Raw genomic sequence first — 15,950 nt, 5'->3', positions numbered from 1 at the left:
AGGTATTTTGATGGGCAATATCCACACCACCGCCAGCGGCACCGAGCCGTTTGACAAAAATTACTGCGTGGGCTACCAGGTCCACCATGAGGACTGGTCCCCTTTTCCCCGGGTCAACAGGCTGCGCCAGACCTTCCTGGACCGGGGCTATGACATCGATACCCAGCGTCTGCGCCTGGTCACCGAAAGCTACCAGGCCCACCCAAACGCCCCTGAAAAGCTCAAGGTTGCCTATGCATTTGAAAATGTCCTGCTGCACTGCGGCATCTATATTTATGAGGATGACCTGATCGTGGGCGACATCGCTTCACCCATCAAGTCGGCTCCCATCTATCCCGAGTTCTCGGTCAACTGGATCCTGGACGAGATCCGGCACCACCCCTTTGAGGAGCGGGAGCACGACCAGTTCTACATCCGCAGCGACGCCGAACGCCAGGAGATCCTGGACCTGTGCAGCTGGTGGCAGGGCAGGACCCTGGATGATTACATCAACGCCCGTCTGGACGACGATCAGCTCAAGGGTTCGGAGGCAGGCAAAAAGATTTTCCAGACCAACCTCTACCACTACGCCGGCACCGGCCACCTGGCCGTCGATTATGCCCGCCTGATGCGGCTGGGCTTTGGCGGCCTGCTCCAGCGCGCCCAGGAAAAGCTGGCGGGTCTGGATATGCACGACCCCGCATTCTGCACAAAGCGCGAGTTCTACCAGGGTATGTGCATCATGCTGCAGGCCGTCACCCGCTATATCCTGCGCTATGCCGACCTGGCCGTACAGATGGCCGGCGCCGAAACCGATCCCAAGCGCAAAGCCGAGCTGGAAGCCATCGCAGAGAACTGCCGGGCCATCTCCAGCGGCACGCCCCAGACTTTCTGGCAGGCGCTGCAGCTGTTCAACTTTGCCACCATGCTGATCTGTGTGGAATCCAACGGCCATTCCATCTCCTACGGCCGCATGGACCAGTGGCTCTACCCCTATTATAAGGCAGACCGGGACCGCGGCGGCCTGGACAAATCGTTTGCCCTGGAGCTGCTGGAGGTGGAGTACGTCAAGCTGAACAACCCCACCAAACTGAAGGATGCGGGCAGCATGGCCCTGCGCAATGGCCGCGGCTTTGGCGGCGAGAGCCTGACCATCGGCGGCGTGGACCGGGAAGGCAACGACGCTACCAACGACCTGACCATGCTGATGCTGGAAGCTTCGGCCCACACCCGCATGATGAACCCCTGGGTCTGTGTGCGTATGCACGAGAACACCCCCGAGGAGCTGCGCGTCAAGGCGGTGGAATGCATCCGCGCCGGTTACGGGCATCCCAAGCTGTTCAACGACGCTCCCGCCATCCAGGGGATGATGCGCAAGGGGATGTCCCTGGAGGAGGCCCGGGACTACTGTGTGGTCGGCTGTGTGGAGATCAGCCTGCCGGGCAGGGAGTACGGCTGGCACGACGCCGCCTACGTGAATACCCCCAAGATGATGGAGATGGTGCTCAACGGCGGCCGCTGCATCGACTGCGGGTCTCATTGCCCCCGCTGGTCCCGCTGCGGCGCCCTGGGCCGGCACCTGGGTCCCGACACCGGCAGCCTGGACACCTATGCCAGCTTTGACGAGGTGTGCAGGAGCGTGGACAGCCAGTTCGAATACTGGACCAACCAGATGTGCTCCAGCCTGTGCGTGATCGAGAACGCCCACCGCGCCCTCAAGCCGCTGCCCTATGTCTCGGCCCTGTTTGAGGACTGCATGGAGTCGGGCCTCGACCTGACCGAAGGCGGCGCCAAATACAATGGCATCGGACCCCAGGCCAGCGGCATGGCCACCTGCGCCGATTCCCTTTCCGCCATCAAACAGCTGGTCTTTGACGAAAAGCGCTGCACCGGCGCCCAGCTGCTGGCTGCCGTCAAGGCAAACTGGGCGGGCTACGAAAAGCTGTATGCCCTGGTCAACAGCTCCAAGGTGCATCACTACGGCAACGATGACGATTACGCCGACGAGCTGTTCAAATTCATGTTCGAGACCTACTGCAAGCACATCGCCGGCCGCAAGTCCCCCCGCGGGGCCACCTTCAGCCCTGGCGTCTACTCGGTCAATGCCAATGTGGCCATGGGCCTGAACACCAACGCCTCGGTGGACGGCCGCAAAAAGGGCGAGGCCATCTCGGACAACATGGGTCCCGTCCATACCGACGCAGGCTCCCACGACATCAACGGCCCCACCGCCATCGTCAACTCCCTGGCCAAGGTAGACCACAGCCTGGCCACCAACGGCACCCTGATGAACCTGCGTTTTCCCGAAGACGCCGTGGCCGGCATCGAGGGCCGGGACAACCTGGTGCACTTCATCGAGGAGTATATGCACAAAGGGCCCATGCACGTCCAGTTCAACATCATGAGCGCCGACACCATGCGGGCGGCCCAAAAGAAACCGGAAGACTACAAGGATATGCTGGTGCGTGTGGCCGGTTACAGCGCCTACTTCGTAGAGCTGGGCAAGCCCCTGCAGAAAGACCTGATCCAGCGCACAGAACTGCATTTTTAAGGAGATAGATCCATGAACAGCTTTCATTTCACCGTCCCCCAGGACATCCGCTTCGGCATGGGCTGTCTGAGCCAGCTGCCCGAGGTGCTCCGGGCCAGCAGCTCGGACCACGTGCTCCTTGTATCTGACCGCGGGCTGGAAAAGATCGGCGTTGTCAAAAAGGTGCAGGACATCATCGAGGCAGCCGGCATCAGCTGCACTTCCTATCTGGATGTGGTGCCCAACCCCACCGTCGAGGTGGTCAATGAGGCAGCCGCCCTCTACCGGAGCTGCGGCGCCTCCAGCATTGTTGCCCTGGGCGGCGGCAGCTCGATGGATGTGGGCAAGGCAGTCGGCGTGCTGGCCAATTACGGCGGCTCCATCACCGACTATGAAGGCAATTTCAAGGTGCCCGGCCCCATCGTTCCCATGATCGCCATTCCCACTACGGCCGGCACCGGCAGCGAGGTCACCGCCTCGGCCGTCATCACCGACACCGCCCGCAATTACAAGCTGTCGGTGTTCAGCTATGAGATCCTGCCCAAGTACGCCCTGCTGGACCCCACCCTCATCATGACCGCACCCGCCTCGATCGCCGCCTCCTGCGGCGTGGATGCCCTGATCCATGCGGTGGAAGCCTATATCTCCCGCAACGCCACCCCCTTCTCGGACGCCATGGCTGAGAAAGCCATGGAGCTGATCGGCGGCAATCTGCGCCGCTTTGTGGCCAACCGTCAGGACGAGGAGGCAGCCTGCGCCATGATGCTGGGCTCCACCTTTGCAGGCATCTCCTTTGCCTGGGCCCGCCTGGGCAACGTCCACGCCATGAGCCACCCGGTCAGCGGCTATTTCAATGTGCCCCACGGCGTGGCCAACTCGATCCTGCTGCCCAACGTCATGGCCTACAATGCCCTGGCGGACCATGGCCGCTACCAGGTCATCTACCGCTGCATCCGCCGGGAGACAGGCCCCATCGAGCACTTCACCCCTGATATGCTGGTGGAGGAGCTGCGCCGCCTGAACCGGGATCTGGGCATCCCCGACACCCTCAGCCAGGTGGGCGTCACCGCCGACAAGATCCCCGCCATGGCCGAAGACGCCATGAAGAGCGGCAACATCCCCGCCAATCCCCGTCAGACCAGCGTGAAGGACATCATCCGTCTGTACGAGCAGACCATGTGATCCCCCATCCATACACAAAAAGCCTCGCAGCGATTTTCGCTGCGGGGCTTTTTGCTCGGGTATGCAAAAGGGTGCGACCGGGCCGTCCCGGCTTTGCCTCAAAGCTTTTCATCTCTGTTCTTCTTCCGGTCTCACTGCCGCAAGGATGGAGCGGATCAGTTCTTTTTCCACCGGCAGGAGGCGGCGGCCCCGGCGGCCGTAGATATAGAACTCCCAAACAAGATCCAGGTCCGTCAGAAAGCGGAATTCCATCCAGGCGGGCAAAGCGCTGCGCTTGCCCGCGTAAAAGGAGACGAACCCACGCTGGAGCAGTTCCTCCAGAAGGTCGCCGTCCGCATCGCCAAGCACCGTATCCACCACGAGGCCATGAGCCTGCAGAAGCTCCAGAAGCTGGGTCTGGGCGCGGTTTTCGGTGTTCAGCGTGATCAAGGGCAGGTCTTTCAGGTCCGAAAGGCAGGGCGCGGGGATGCCGTGCAGGATATGGGAGCGGGAAAAGATGATGCCGATGGGGTTTTTCAGGCAGGCCAGCTCCACAAACCCCTGCCCCAAAGGGGCGGTGCTGATCACCAGATCGCAGTTGTCGTTCTGGTAGGCACGGCTGCGTTCGGTATCCGTATAGCTGTGAAAGTGGAACTTCACCTCCGGGTGGGCGTCCATGAAGCGGCCGAAAAACCGGGGCGGCAGTTCCTGCAGCAGCCCCATAAAGTAGCCGATCCGCAGGTGGGGTCCTTCCTGCGTGGCGCGCAGCTGGCGCAGGATATCGTCGTGCTCCTCCAGATACAGCCCGGCGCGCTGTTCCAGCAGCTGGCCCGCAACGGTCAGCCGCACCCCCTCGGGCGTGCGCACCAATAGAGGGACCCCTACCTCTTTCTCCAGCTTCGCAATGGATTTGCTCAGGGCCTGCTGGCTGATGAAAAGTTTTTGCGCGGCACGGTTGATGCTTTTTTCTTCACAGATCTTCCGGAAAAATCTGAGCTGCTTGTGGTCCATGAAAAGGCCTCCTGTAGCCGGCATCGGCAGCAAAAAACGGGCAGCGGGGACAAGAAAAGAAAGCCGCAGATGGCTACAACCGCAAATTGTAACCATGAAAGAAAAAAGTGCTTGTCAAAAGCTTATCAATCAGGATATACTGATGGTATCAGTATACTCCCTTTGCCGCAAAGACGCAATGGGAGCCGCCGGAAAGAGAAACAGAAAGGACGATTGCAAGATGAAAAAAGTTTCCCGCAAAGGCTTTTTGAAAATCGCAGCGGCTGCGGCCATGAGCGGTGTCACCGCCGGCGCCATCAGCGCCTGTGAAAGCGCCAGTTCGACGGCCGCTTCCTCGCCTTCGGGCGCAGCCGTTTACACGCCCGGCACCTACACCGCCAAGGCGACCGGCATGGCGGAAGTGACCGTCACCATGACCTTCACCGAGACTTCCATCACAGAGGTCACGGTGGACACCTCCAACGAGACCATCGACCTGGCCCGCGACTCTGCCGCCGATTTCCAGCAGGCCCTGCTGGACGCCCAGAGCGCCGAGATCGATACCGTCGCCGGGGCCACCTTCACCTCCGACGCCGTCAAGCAGGCCGCCGCCGACTGCATCAGCCAGGCCATGGGGGTCGCCTCCGAGCAGCCCGCTCAGACCGCCCCGGCCCAGGAAGTGGTAAACGGCTTCCCCTCCTGTGAGGAAAACCTGGAGGGCGTCCCTGCAGCCGGCCAGGGCGAGATCGCCTTTGTGGCCGATCCCATTGCGGACAGCGACATTGCAGAGACCGTGAACATCGACGTGCTGGTCTGCGGCCAGGGGCCTGCGGGCATGGCGGCCGCCCTGGCCTGCGCAGAGCAGGGTCTGGACGTGGTCGCTCTGGAAAAGGGCGCTTCCCCCACCTGGCGCAGCGCCACGATGGGCGCCTTCCACGACAAAGTGCACCAGATGTACGGCGTGCAGTTCGATACCCGAGAGTGGCTGGATGACGCCATGGTCAACTGCGCCTACCGCGGCGAGCAGAGCGTCTACCAGAAGTGGATCGATACCTGCGACGAGGCAGTGGACTGGTTCCTGGATGAGCTGGAGATCCCCATCGAGCAGTACCGCCTGACCTTCAATGCGGGGGATTTCCCGGATTTTACCGACGCTTACGATGTGCTGAGCCTGAGCCGCAGCTGGAACACCTCCATCAATATCCCTCTGGCCACCGACGAGATCGCGGCCAAGCTGCAGGAGAAGATCACTGCGGCAGGCGCCACCGTCCTGTTCAATACCCCCGTGGTCCAGCTGGTGACCGAGGGCGACAAGGTCATCGGCGCCATTGCCAAGGGCGAGAGCGGCTATGTCAAATACCTGACCGCCAAGGGCGTCGTGCTGGCCACCGGCGGCTACGAATTCAACCCGGCCAAGCTGGCCGCCTGCTGCCGTCCCCGTGACCTGGCCCTGGGCGACTGGATGAACGGCACCAAGACCAACACCGGCGACGGCCACGAAATGGCCAAGGCCATCGGCGCAATGGAAGATGAATACCCCCATCCTCTGATGCTGGATCCCCAGCAGCTGATGCCCTACCTGCGGGTCAATAAGCGGGGCGTCCGCTTCACCGCGGAGTACGAGGCTTACAACCATCTGGCCAACGCCATCCAGGCGCAGCCCGGCGCTTACTGCTATTACATCGTGGACGCCAACATCAATGAGATCGTGGACAGCATCTGGACCCCCTCGTCCAGCTGCTACGGTCCCAAGGAAGTCTGGGCCGGCGCCGCCACCAGCGAAAACGCCCTGACCGCCGATACCCTGGAAGAACTGGCCGAAAAGATGGGCGTGCCGGTGGACGCCTTTGTCGCCTCCATCGAGCACTGGAACGAGATGTGCGATGCCGGCGAGGACAGCGACTTCCACTTCCCCGGCCGGATGATGCACCGCATCGACACGGCCCCCTTCTATGCCACCAAGGAGATGGCGTCCTGCCTGTGCACCGCCGGCGGCCTCCAGATCACGCCGTCCAGCGAAGTGCTGGACACCAACGCCCAGCCCATCCCCGGCCTGTACGCCATCGGCAACGTGTCCGGCAGTATGTTCTCCGGCACCTACCCCCACAACGAGAACTGCCTGAGCCACAGCCGCTGTGTGACCTTTGGCTATAACATCGCCAAGACCCTGGCCGCTCTGTGATCGAGCCACCTGCCGGTCGATTTTATCCATGCTGCGCCCCCGGAGAGCCTCCGGGGGCCTTTTGCGTCGATGGAAGCGGAAGCACACAGAACGTTCCGGCTGATTATCCTGTCGGACGCCCCCACCTCCCCCTGTGCGGTCCGCATACCGTTTTCCCTCTCCGCATACCTTATAAAAAGGAGAGGGGGAGGGAAAGGTATGAAAGGTGATCCGGTCCAGCGGGCGGTCCTGCTGGGGGAATACATCGTACAGCACGGCGCCACCGTGCGGGCGGCTGCCGCTGCTTTCGGGTGCAGCAAATCCACGGTACACAAGGACGTGTCCTGGCGGCTGAGGGGGATCAGTCCCACCCTGTTCCGGCAGGTACAGGCCATATTGGCCCGCAACAAGGCTGAGCGTCACCTGCGGGGCGGCGCGGCCACCCGGGAAAAATACAGCCGTCTGCACCACACGGCCCATCCTGCACACTGAACCGCTGCCGCCCAGCTTACCCGCCGGGCGGCAGTTTTCGCCGCCTGTCCTGCAATCTTGTAATTTTTGTCGGCAGTATTACCATTCGTTATGCGTTTTTTGCCCTTTACAAATAAAAAAGCCCCGGCTGGGGCGGCAGAGCCTCCCGGCCGGGTGCAGTTTGGTCCATGATATGGGATCGGATCGGCGGCGGACAGGCCTTCAGCTGCTCTGTCCCTGGCGGAACTGATCCAGGGCGCTTTTTTCCAGGCGGCTGACCTGGGCCTGGCTGATGCCGATCTCCCGGGCCACCTCCATCTGGGTTTTGCCCATCAGATAGCGCAGCTCCATGATCCTGCGTTCCCGGACAGACAGGCTGTGGACCGTCTGTCGGAACTCCAGCCCGCTGATCCAGCTGTCCTCCCCATCGGGGGCCTTCACCTGGTCCATCAGGTACACCGCGTCCCCGCCGTCGCTGTAAAGGGGTTCTTCCAGGCTGACCGGTTCCACCACGGATTCCAGGGCGGCGGTGACTTCCCGGCGGGACAGACCCAGGGCGGCGCTGATCTCGTTCAGGGTGGGTTCCCGGTCCAGCTGCTTTTCCAGCTGTTCCCGGGCCTGCATGGCGCGGCAGGCGGTATCCCGCAGGGAACGGCTGACCCGCAGCGTATTGTTGTCCCGCAGGAACCGCCGTATCTCCCCCAGGATCATGGGCACGCCGTAGGTGGAAAACCGCACCTCCTGGGCGGGGTCGAAGTGGTCGATGGCCTTGATGAGACCGATGCAGCCCACCTGGAACAGGTCATCCAGGTTCTCGCCCCGCTGGGCAAACCGCTGCACCACCGCCAGCACCAGCCGCAGGTTGCCCTCGATCATCCGGCGGCGGGCTTCCTTGTCCCCTGCCCGGGCGGCGGTGAGCAGGGTCCGCTTTTCTTCTTCATCCAGCACCGGCAGCGCGGCAGTGTCCACGCCGCACAGTTCCACTTTGTGATACATCCTGCACCTCCCGGTCTGCTTCCTGCGGGAAGTATGGCCGGGGGGCCCGAGGTTCATGCATGGGAAATCACGGCAGGGTCGTTCAATACTGTTCCAGCTGGCGGCGCAGATCCCGGATGATCCGCTTTTCCAGCCGGGAGATATAGCTCTGGCTGATGCCGATGGCGTCGGCCGCCTCCTTCTGGGTGCGCTCCACTCCGTCCACCAGGCCGAAGCGCAGCTCCATGATCTGCCGTTCCCGGTCGGACAGCCGCGCCACAGACTGCCGCAGCACCGCCCGCTCGGCGTCCTGTTCCAGGCGCTGGCCCACCTGGTTCTCGTCGGTGCCCAGCACGTCGGACAAAAGCAGCTCGTTGCCGTCGCTGTCCACATTGAGCGGCTCGTCGATGCTGGCCTCCTGGCGGCGGTTGGAGGTCTTGCGCAGGTACATCAGGATCTCGTTGCCAATGCAGCGGCTGGCGTAGGTGGCCAGCTTGATGTTCCGGCCCGGGGTGAAGGTGTTGACCGCCTTGATCAGCCCGATGGTGCCGATGGACACCAGGTCCTCGGGGGGCACCCCGCTGGACTCGAACTTCCGGGACAGGTACACCACCAGCCGCAGATTGTGGGTGATCAGCGCGTCCCGGGCGTCCCGGTCCCCGGCGGCCATCCGGTCCAGCAGGACCTTTTCCTCCTCGGGCAGCAGCGGCACCGGCAGGCTGGGCCCCCCGGTGAGATAGTGGACCGAGCCAAAGGCCGCGGCCCGGTCCAGCAGCCCCCTGCAAAAAACAACAAATTCCCTGATCCAGCGCAGCATCCGACAAATACCCCCTTTTTCCTGTTACAGGCCCATTCGTCCGGCCAGCCCGCTCCCCAGCAGCAGCGTCCAGCCCTCCCCGGCGCCCCCGGTGCAGAAGGCGGCCAGCAGCCCTTCCTCCCGCCAGGTGCGGCCCCCGGCCCGCCGCGTCAGGACGGCCCCGGGCACAGCGGGCAGCAGAGTGCGCCCCGCGATGGTGCCGCAGACCAGATACCGCAGCCCCAGGCCAGGATCGGGCAGGGCATCGGTGCGGCCCAGGGCTCCGTCCAGGCTCTTTTGGCAGCCGGCGGGCAGCGCGGAGCGCACCGCGTCGTAGCGCACCAGCACCACCGCACGCCCCGATACCGGGTCGGCCAGCGTGAAACCGCTGTCGTAGAAGGCCAGAACATCCATCCTGACCCCCAGCAGTTCCAGCTGGGCGGGGACCGCCGCCTGGCCCGGCTTGCCCAAAAAGCGCAGCAAAGCCCGCACCCCCAGATAGACCCCCGCCACCGCCAGCAGCAGCCGGCCCGGCGTGATGTCCAGATAGGCGGTGAGGTTGGCCGCATGGCCCCCCGGCAGGGCCGCAGCGGCCCCGGTGAGCAGCAGATTGAGGGTCAAAAACCACCCGCACAGCCGCAAAAACACCCTGGCGCCCGGCCAGCCGAAGGTCAGGGCGGCACACGCCGCCCCGGTGGCCCCCTTATAGAGCAGGGCGGCCGGCCAGGGCAGGGCCGGCGCCAGCAGCACCAGGCAGCACGCCGCCCCAAAGGCCGATCCCAGCACCAGCCGCGGCCCGGTGCAGCGCACCCCGGCCAGCAGCCCCGCCGCCAGCAGGAATGCCGCGGCAGCCGCAAAATTCACCAGCAGAAGCTGGTCTATGTACAGCACTTTCAAGCCCATCGCCCCTGACCACCAGCCTACCGCGCGCCGGGGATGAAAGGGCGCGAACCACGCCTTCCGCCCCCATGCGGCAAAAAAATTTCAAAAACCCCTTGCAAATCCTTTTTCATTAGAGTATAATAACATCCGTCCAATGCGCATGGACCAAACAGCATATGCCTCTTTAGCTCAGTCGGTTAGAGCACCTGACTGTTAATCAGGGTGTCGCCTGTTCGAGTCAGGCAAGAGGCGCCAATGGGGTACAAGCCGGTTCGGTTTGTGCCTTTTTTGTGCATCCAGCACAGAATCCGGCTCTCTTTTTGGTTTGAAAACCGCCGTTTTTTCTTTGAAATTTGCCCCCTGCCCCTTGAAGAAACTGTCGCATTGTGGTAAACTACACTTGAGCTTTAAGAGCCAGAAGCTCTTAAAGCCGCAGCACCTTGATCAAAGGGTAGGCGCTCCCTTCTTTTGATAGCAGCTGACCTCTGCTTTGTCCTGTTTCTCCGCAGGGCAGGGCAAAGCAGAGGACTGCGTGCTGCTATATGGGATTTTTCCTTTTATTTCGCCCGACCGGGCCGCATTTTTATCTATTTCGCACTGCATTTGCAGCGCAAGGGGCAATTTTCCTCTTGTGAATTTGGGCAGAATATGATAGAATGTGTGCATAGTCTGGTGCGGATAAATGCAAAATACACCGTGGAGAGCCCATGGCCCACAGGCCAGCGAGCGCTCTTGTAAAGGAACCATCTATGCGTTATACTTATGTGCGGCAGCACGACACCACTGACTGCGCGGCTGCCTGCCTCGCAATGGTGTGCCTCCATTACAAAAAAGAGATCACCATCACGCGGCTGCGCGATATGATGGGCACCGACCTGAAGGGCACCAATCTTCTCGGCCTGCAGAAGGCCGCCAATGAGCTTGGCTTTACCACCGCCGCTGTCCGCGTGGACCGCGAAAACTTTTTAAGTGACTTTTCCCTTCCCTGCATCGCGCAGGAGATCACCGACCAGGGCTTGACCCACTTTGTGGTCGTATTCAAAAAGACTACCATCCCGGACGAAGGCGCCCGCCGCAAGCATATGCTGAAGGTGGCCGCCGACAAGGAAGAGGCCGACAAGACCGGCAAGAAGTACAAGGACAAGGAATACGTCGTCGTGGGCGACCCGGGCACCGAGCTGCGCAAGATGACCCTTGACGAGTTCTACAAGAACTTTACCGGCGTGCTTCTGCTGCTCAACCCCACGTCCGATTTCCAGTCCGGCAAGGTGGAGCAGGGCAGCATCTTCAAGCGGTACGTCAATTTGCTGCTGCCGCAGAAAAAGCTGTTTGCCTATGCCATCCTCAGCTCGGTCATCCTGACCATATTGGGCATCGCATCCTCCCTGTTCAATAAGATATTGATGGATGAGGTGCTGCCCTACGGGCTGCAAAATCTGCTGGTCACGCTGATCCTTGTATTTACGGTGGTCAGTGTCACCTCCGCTTTTGTCACCTTCGTGCGGCAGTGGATCCTGGTCCATCTGTCCATCAAAATAGATATCCCCATGATGCTGGGCTACTTCGGGCACATCTACGAGCTGCCCATGAAGTTCTTTGCCACACGCAAGACGGGCGATATCACCACCCGCTACTCCGATGCCAACACCATCAAGTCCATCTTCACCAGCGTTGCGCTGAGTCTGATCATGGATATCTCGATGGCGGTCATCACCGGCATCATCCTGTTCCGGATGAATGCCAGCCTCTTTTCCATCGCCTTGTTCATGACGCTGGTCAGCATCCTTCTGGTGCTGGTGTATAAGCGTCCGTACAAGAAGATCAACGAGGAGTCGATGCAGCAAGCCTCCATCCTGAACAGCCAGATGATCGAAGGGCTGCGGGGCATCGAGACCATCAAGTGCAATGCGGGCGAGGCCAACGAGCTGGAACGGCTTGAGCGCGAGTACATCAAGAGCCTCAAGATCAGCATCCGCTCCAGCAAGCTGTCCACAACACAGACCCTCATCACCTCTCTGATCTCCACCGGGTTCAGTATGTTGACCACCTATGTGGGCATCACACAGGTCCTGAATGGGGAGATCACCCTGGGTTCTTTTATGGCCTTCAGCACCCTGTCCGGTTACTTTACCAATCCCGTCAGCAACCTGGTCAATCTGCAGCTGCAGATCCAGGAGGCCTCCATCTCCATGAAGCGTCTGACCGAGATCATGGATTACCCCGCCGAGCAGGCCGGGGAGGAGAATCGGGAACGCAGCGAACTGGAACAGGTCGAAGGCGATATCGAGTTCCGGGATGTCACCTTCCGTTATGGCAACCGTACCCCTGCCCTGGACCACATCTCCTTCACCATCCCTGCGGGGAAAAAGGTGGCGCTGGTCGGTTCCTCGGGCAGCGGCAAGTCCACCATCACCAAGCTCCTGCTCAAGTATTACGAGCCGGAATCGGGTGAGATCCGGGTGGGCGGCGTCGGTCTGGACGAATACACCAATGATTCGGTCCGCCGCGCCATTTCCTATGTGCCGCAGAACATCGAGCTTTTCAGCAAGACCATCTTTGACAACATCCGTATCTCGCGCCCTGACGCGACCATCGATGAGGTCAAAGAGGCTGCCAAAAAGGCGGACGCCCATGAGTTCATCCGCAAGCTGCCGCTGCAATATTACACCTACCTGGAAGAAGCCGGCAACGGCCTGTCGGGCGGTGAAAAGCAGCGCATCGCGCTGGCTCGGGCCTTCCTGAAAGACTCCAACCTCTATATTCTGGACGAATCCACATCGAATCTGGACTTTGCCACTGAGAATGCCATTTTTGACATGATCTACAACCAGCTGGCAGACCGCTCGATGCTGATCGTCGCCCATCGCCTGTCCACCGTGCGGGGCTGTGACCAGATCCTGGTCATGGAAGAAGGCCGCATCGTGGAGCAAGGCACCCACGATGAGCTGATGGCCAAACAGGGCAAGTATTACGCTCTGTGGAACCTGCAGCAGGGTATCTTCCGCAAGCGGGAAGAGCCCAAACCCGTTGTCGAGACCGTCGCCGCCTCGGACGAGGACGATGATGACTCGATGACTTACTAAGGTGCAACCGGGTGCGCACCCGGTTACATAAATGGTTTCCAGACGGTTGCGCAACCGTGTGGCGACCGACACATTTTTCGTTTCAATCATTTGAAGGGAGTAATTCATTATGATGATGCCTGCAAACTACTCTGTTATCGCAGAGAACGAACTGACCTACGTCAACGGCGGCGCTCTGATCGACTGCTTCGCCCCCGTCATGAACAGCGACAACTGGAAGACCTTCAACACCAACCTGATCAAGATCATCGGCAACTCTGCTATGGCTAGCTTCCTGAGCAGCACTGTCGGCGTTCTGTTCGGCGGCAACTTCAGCTTCGACAACTGGGGCACCGCTCTGGAAGGCAGCTACTGGAAGGGCTTTGACACCCTGGACAACGGCCTGAACACCGTTCTGAGCTGGGTTGGCGGTCTGGCTGCTATCTACACCCTGGGCACCAACGATGCCAAGACCCTGCACAACGACAAGGTCATGACCGTTTCTGGTAAGGCTTGGGCCTAACATTTAAGTCAGCATTCATTCTATCTTAAGAAAGGTGGTTCATCATGACCTTTCCTGCAAATTACGCAGTAATTGCAGAGGATGAGCTGACTTATGTCACCGGCGGCGGCGTGATCGCTAACGTTCTGCCCGCTGTCATGACCAGCGAGAACTGGCGCACTTTCAGTGTCAACATGATCAAGATCGTTGGCAACACCTTCCTGGGCAACTTCATTGGCACCATTCTGGGTACTGCTTTCGGCACCAACTACGCTGTTGGCGGCATTGTTGACGCCATCAACGGTCAGCTGAGCAAGTACACCGGTGTCAACGGCCTGCTCCAGGCTATTGGTGGTCTGGCTGCGATCTACACTCTGGGCACCAACGATGCCAAGGTCCTGCCTGCTGACAAGATCTTGGGCGTTGACGGTAAGGTTGTGCCTGCTGCTGCCTAAGCTGGTTTTTCAGCTCTAATCTCGATTGCAAGTGTGTTTTAAACTGACCCCGCCCCACGGGGTTGGGGCAGTTAAAATGCCTCGTTATGGTGTGCCAGGAGGCAAGTACCTCCTGGCGCACCTTATTTTTTAGCATATTCCTGCGCAATGTCTGTTGCCATCCGCCCGGATGCAACAGGCAAAAGCAGGCTGTGGATGGGGTCTATGCATTCAGGTTTGACTTCCCCCTGAATGCGTCCAAAGCGATACGGAGCCCCACAATGTATGCTCCTCATCCACGGTCTGCTTTTGCCTGCTGCGCCCCGCGCGGCCTGCGGCCATTTGCGGCCAGCAAGTGCAGGGCAAAATTTTTAGAAAACAGGTGGAAACGATGAAGGAAATTTTAGTTGCAGAAAGCAAGACCCTCAAACTCACCAACGTGCTGTCCCGGCGCATCATGCCCGAGGAATTTGCCAATATCAATCTGATCGTGACCCAGATGGAGAACTTCGTCCGCAGCCACGACGCCCAGCCCATCGGCCCTCTGGTGCAGCACATCGTGGTGACCAAAGGCCCCAAGCCCGAGCCCCAGATGTACCTGCTGCGTCAGGCCAACCAGATGATCACCCGGCTTGATCCGCAGTACCACATGGACGCCGTGCTGCGCGTCAAGGACTGCCTGTACGCCCACTACGTCGGCCCCATGAATCGCAACGATCTGGCCAGCCAGAAACTGAACATCTATGCGTTCGAGCACGATATCAAGCTCGCAAACAGCGTCTACACCATCTTTGTCAACCAGGACGACGATGAGGGCACCGTAGACGTCTTTATGGAGAAGGAATAAGCCATGACCAACGTGCACGTCACAAACCTGTACGATCTGCAGGACCGCCGCATCATGATGGAAAAGAAGCTGCCCCCCTACGGGTATGCTCTGCTGCTCATCGTGGCGGCGCTGATGATCGGTCTTGTGGTCTGGAGCACCGTCACCCCCCGTATCTACATCAGCCAGCTGACCGGCACGGTGCAGTCTGCCAACAAGACCTATATCATGTCCAGCTATTCGGGCCAGATCACCGAACTGACCATCTCGGAGGGCAGCTATGTGGAGGAAGGCGACCTGATCGCCCACATCAAGAGCACCGACCTGGACCTGCAAAAGAGCCAGCTGGAAAACCAGCTCGCCATCTACCAGACCCAGCTGTCCCAGTACAATAAGCTGATCCAGTCCATCCAGGACAACACCAACTATTTCAGCGAGTCGGACCCCGCCGACCAGACCTACTATTACCAGTACGAGAGCTACCAGAGCCAGGTGGCCCAGCACACCTTTGATTCCTCGGCCTATCGGGCGGCGGGTTACAGCGAAGCCCAGATCCAGTCCATGATGGAGCAGAACCAGAGCGAGCTGGAGCAGATCTATTACTCGGCGCTCCAGTCGGCCGCCCAGAACGTCAGCAGCGTGCAGGCCAACATCGAAAACCTGCAAAGCCAGCTGGACGCCCTGCAGACCGGCGCCAACGACTACTACATCTATGCCCCCACCTCGGGCGTCATCCATATGGATAACCCTTACAGCGTGGGCATGGTGCTGTCGGCCGGGTCGGTTCTGGCTACCGTCGCCAGCGAGAACTCGGATTATGAGATCGTGGCCTATGCCTCCCTCAGCGACCGTCCTCTGCTGGATGTGGGCGACCCCTGCACCATCGCCATCACCGGCCTGGCGCAGACCGCCTACGGCACCCTGACCGGCACCGTCACCGCCATTGACAGCGACGTGACCAGCTCCAGCAACGGCAATGCGTTCTACCGCGTGACCGTCCGGCCCGACAGCACCTATCTGGTCAGCAAGAGCGGCGACCAGGTGGACCTTGCCAACGGCATGAGCGTCACCGCCCGGGTGCAGTACGACGAGGTGACCTACTTCCAGTACGCCCTGGAGGCTCTGGGCGTCCTGACGCGCTGACCCCCCGCTTTTTCCTGTATGTGTCCCGGCCGCGTGAC

Annotated in this window: 13 protein-coding genes and 1 tRNA gene; 10 read left to right on the top strand and 4 right to left on the bottom strand. The window is 60.6% G+C overall.

Annotated elements, in window-relative coordinates:
- Positions 1–10 precede the first annotated feature (10 nt).
- Together hpfG and B5E66_RS02740 are read left to right on the top strand one after the other, a co-directional pair.
- The gene (gene hpfG / locus B5E66_RS02745) at positions 11–2,530 is read left to right on the top strand and encodes a (2S)-3-sulfopropanediol dehydratase (protein WP_087228447.1); all 2,520 of its coding nucleotides are present in this window, start codon (positions 11–13) and stop codon (positions 2,528–2,530) included.
- Between the two features lie 12 nt (positions 2,531–2,542).
- Positions 2,543–3,691 (top strand): iron-containing alcohol dehydrogenase, encoded by a 1,149-nt coding sequence (locus tag B5E66_RS02740; protein WP_087228446.1) that lies wholly within the window; start codon positions 2,543–2,545, stop codon positions 3,689–3,691.
- A 108-nt stretch (positions 3,692–3,799) separates the two neighbouring features.
- Here the strand turns inward: B5E66_RS02740 and B5E66_RS02735 are convergent, their stop codons facing one another.
- Positions 3,800–4,681, bottom strand: a complete 882-nt coding sequence (locus tag B5E66_RS02735) for a LysR family transcriptional regulator (protein ID WP_158098311.1) — start codon at positions 4,679–4,681, stop codon at positions 3,800–3,802.
- A gap of 220 nt (positions 4,682–4,901) precedes the next feature.
- Here B5E66_RS02735 and B5E66_RS02730 point away from each other — a divergent pair, with 220 nt between their 5' ends.
- Positions 4,902–6,842: an FAD-binding protein gene (locus tag B5E66_RS02730; protein WP_242958064.1), complete on the top strand. Its 1,941-nt coding sequence runs from the start codon at positions 4,902–4,904 to the stop codon at positions 6,840–6,842.
- Between the two features lie 198 nt (positions 6,843–7,040).
- Entirely contained in the window at positions 7,041–7,313 is a 273-nt protein-coding gene (locus B5E66_RS02725) for a sporulation transcriptional regulator SpoIIID (protein ID WP_087228443.1), read from the top strand.
- Between the two features lie 201 nt (positions 7,314–7,514).
- On the opposite strand, the gene sigG is transcribed toward B5E66_RS02725, so the two are convergent.
- From sigG to B5E66_RS02710, 3 genes are all read right to left on the bottom strand, one after another.
- Positions 7,515–8,288 (bottom strand): RNA polymerase sporulation sigma factor SigG, encoded by a 774-nt coding sequence (sigG, locus tag B5E66_RS02720; protein WP_087228442.1) that lies wholly within the window; start codon positions 8,286–8,288, stop codon positions 7,515–7,517.
- Positions 8,289–8,370: 82 nt separating this feature from the next.
- Positions 8,371–9,084: a sigma-70 family RNA polymerase sigma factor gene (locus B5E66_RS02715; protein WP_087228441.1), complete on the bottom strand. Its 714-nt coding sequence runs from the start codon at positions 9,082–9,084 to the stop codon at positions 8,371–8,373.
- A gap of 24 nt (positions 9,085–9,108) precedes the next feature.
- The gene (locus B5E66_RS02710) at positions 9,109–9,966 is read right to left on the bottom strand and encodes a sigma-E processing peptidase SpoIIGA (RefSeq protein ID WP_242958063.1); all 858 of its coding nucleotides are present in this window, start codon (positions 9,964–9,966) and stop codon (positions 9,109–9,111) included.
- A gap of 157 nt (positions 9,967–10,123) precedes the next feature.
- Between B5E66_RS02710 and B5E66_RS02705 the strand changes: the two genes are divergently transcribed.
- From B5E66_RS02705 to B5E66_RS02680, 6 genes are all read left to right on the top strand, one after another.
- A tRNA-Asn gene (locus B5E66_RS02705) sits at positions 10,124–10,200 on the top strand.
- A gap of 494 nt (positions 10,201–10,694) precedes the next feature.
- On the top strand, positions 10,695–13,028 hold the full coding sequence (locus tag B5E66_RS02700; protein WP_087228439.1) for a peptidase domain-containing ABC transporter: 2,334 nt from the start codon (positions 10,695–10,697) through the stop codon (positions 13,026–13,028).
- Between the two features lie 109 nt (positions 13,029–13,137).
- Positions 13,138–13,530, top strand: a complete 393-nt coding sequence (locus tag B5E66_RS02695) for a hypothetical protein (protein ID WP_087228438.1) — start codon at positions 13,138–13,140, stop codon at positions 13,528–13,530.
- A gap of 110 nt (positions 13,531–13,640) precedes the next feature.
- Positions 13,641–13,964 (top strand): hypothetical protein, encoded by a 324-nt coding sequence (locus B5E66_RS02690; RefSeq protein ID WP_143406921.1) that lies wholly within the window; start codon positions 13,641–13,643, stop codon positions 13,962–13,964.
- 370 nt (positions 13,965–14,334) lie between these two features.
- Positions 14,335–14,790 (top strand): hypothetical protein, encoded by a 456-nt coding sequence (locus tag B5E66_RS02685; RefSeq protein ID WP_087228436.1) that lies wholly within the window; start codon positions 14,335–14,337, stop codon positions 14,788–14,790.
- A 3-nt stretch (positions 14,791–14,793) separates the two neighbouring features.
- Positions 14,794–15,912 (top strand): HlyD family secretion protein, encoded by a 1,119-nt coding sequence (locus B5E66_RS02680; protein ID WP_087228435.1) that lies wholly within the window; start codon positions 14,794–14,796, stop codon positions 15,910–15,912.
- The last annotated feature ends 38 nt before the right edge of the window (positions 15,913–15,950 follow it).

Origin of the sequence: Faecalibacterium sp. An121, assembly GCF_002160915.1 — a bacterium.
In the GTDB taxonomy this organism is placed as follows: Bacteria; Bacillota; Clostridia; order Oscillospirales; family Ruminococcaceae; genus Faecalibacterium; species Faecalibacterium avium.
Note: the sequence above shows the minus strand (reverse complement) of the source record. Positions and strands in the feature narration are given on the sequence as shown.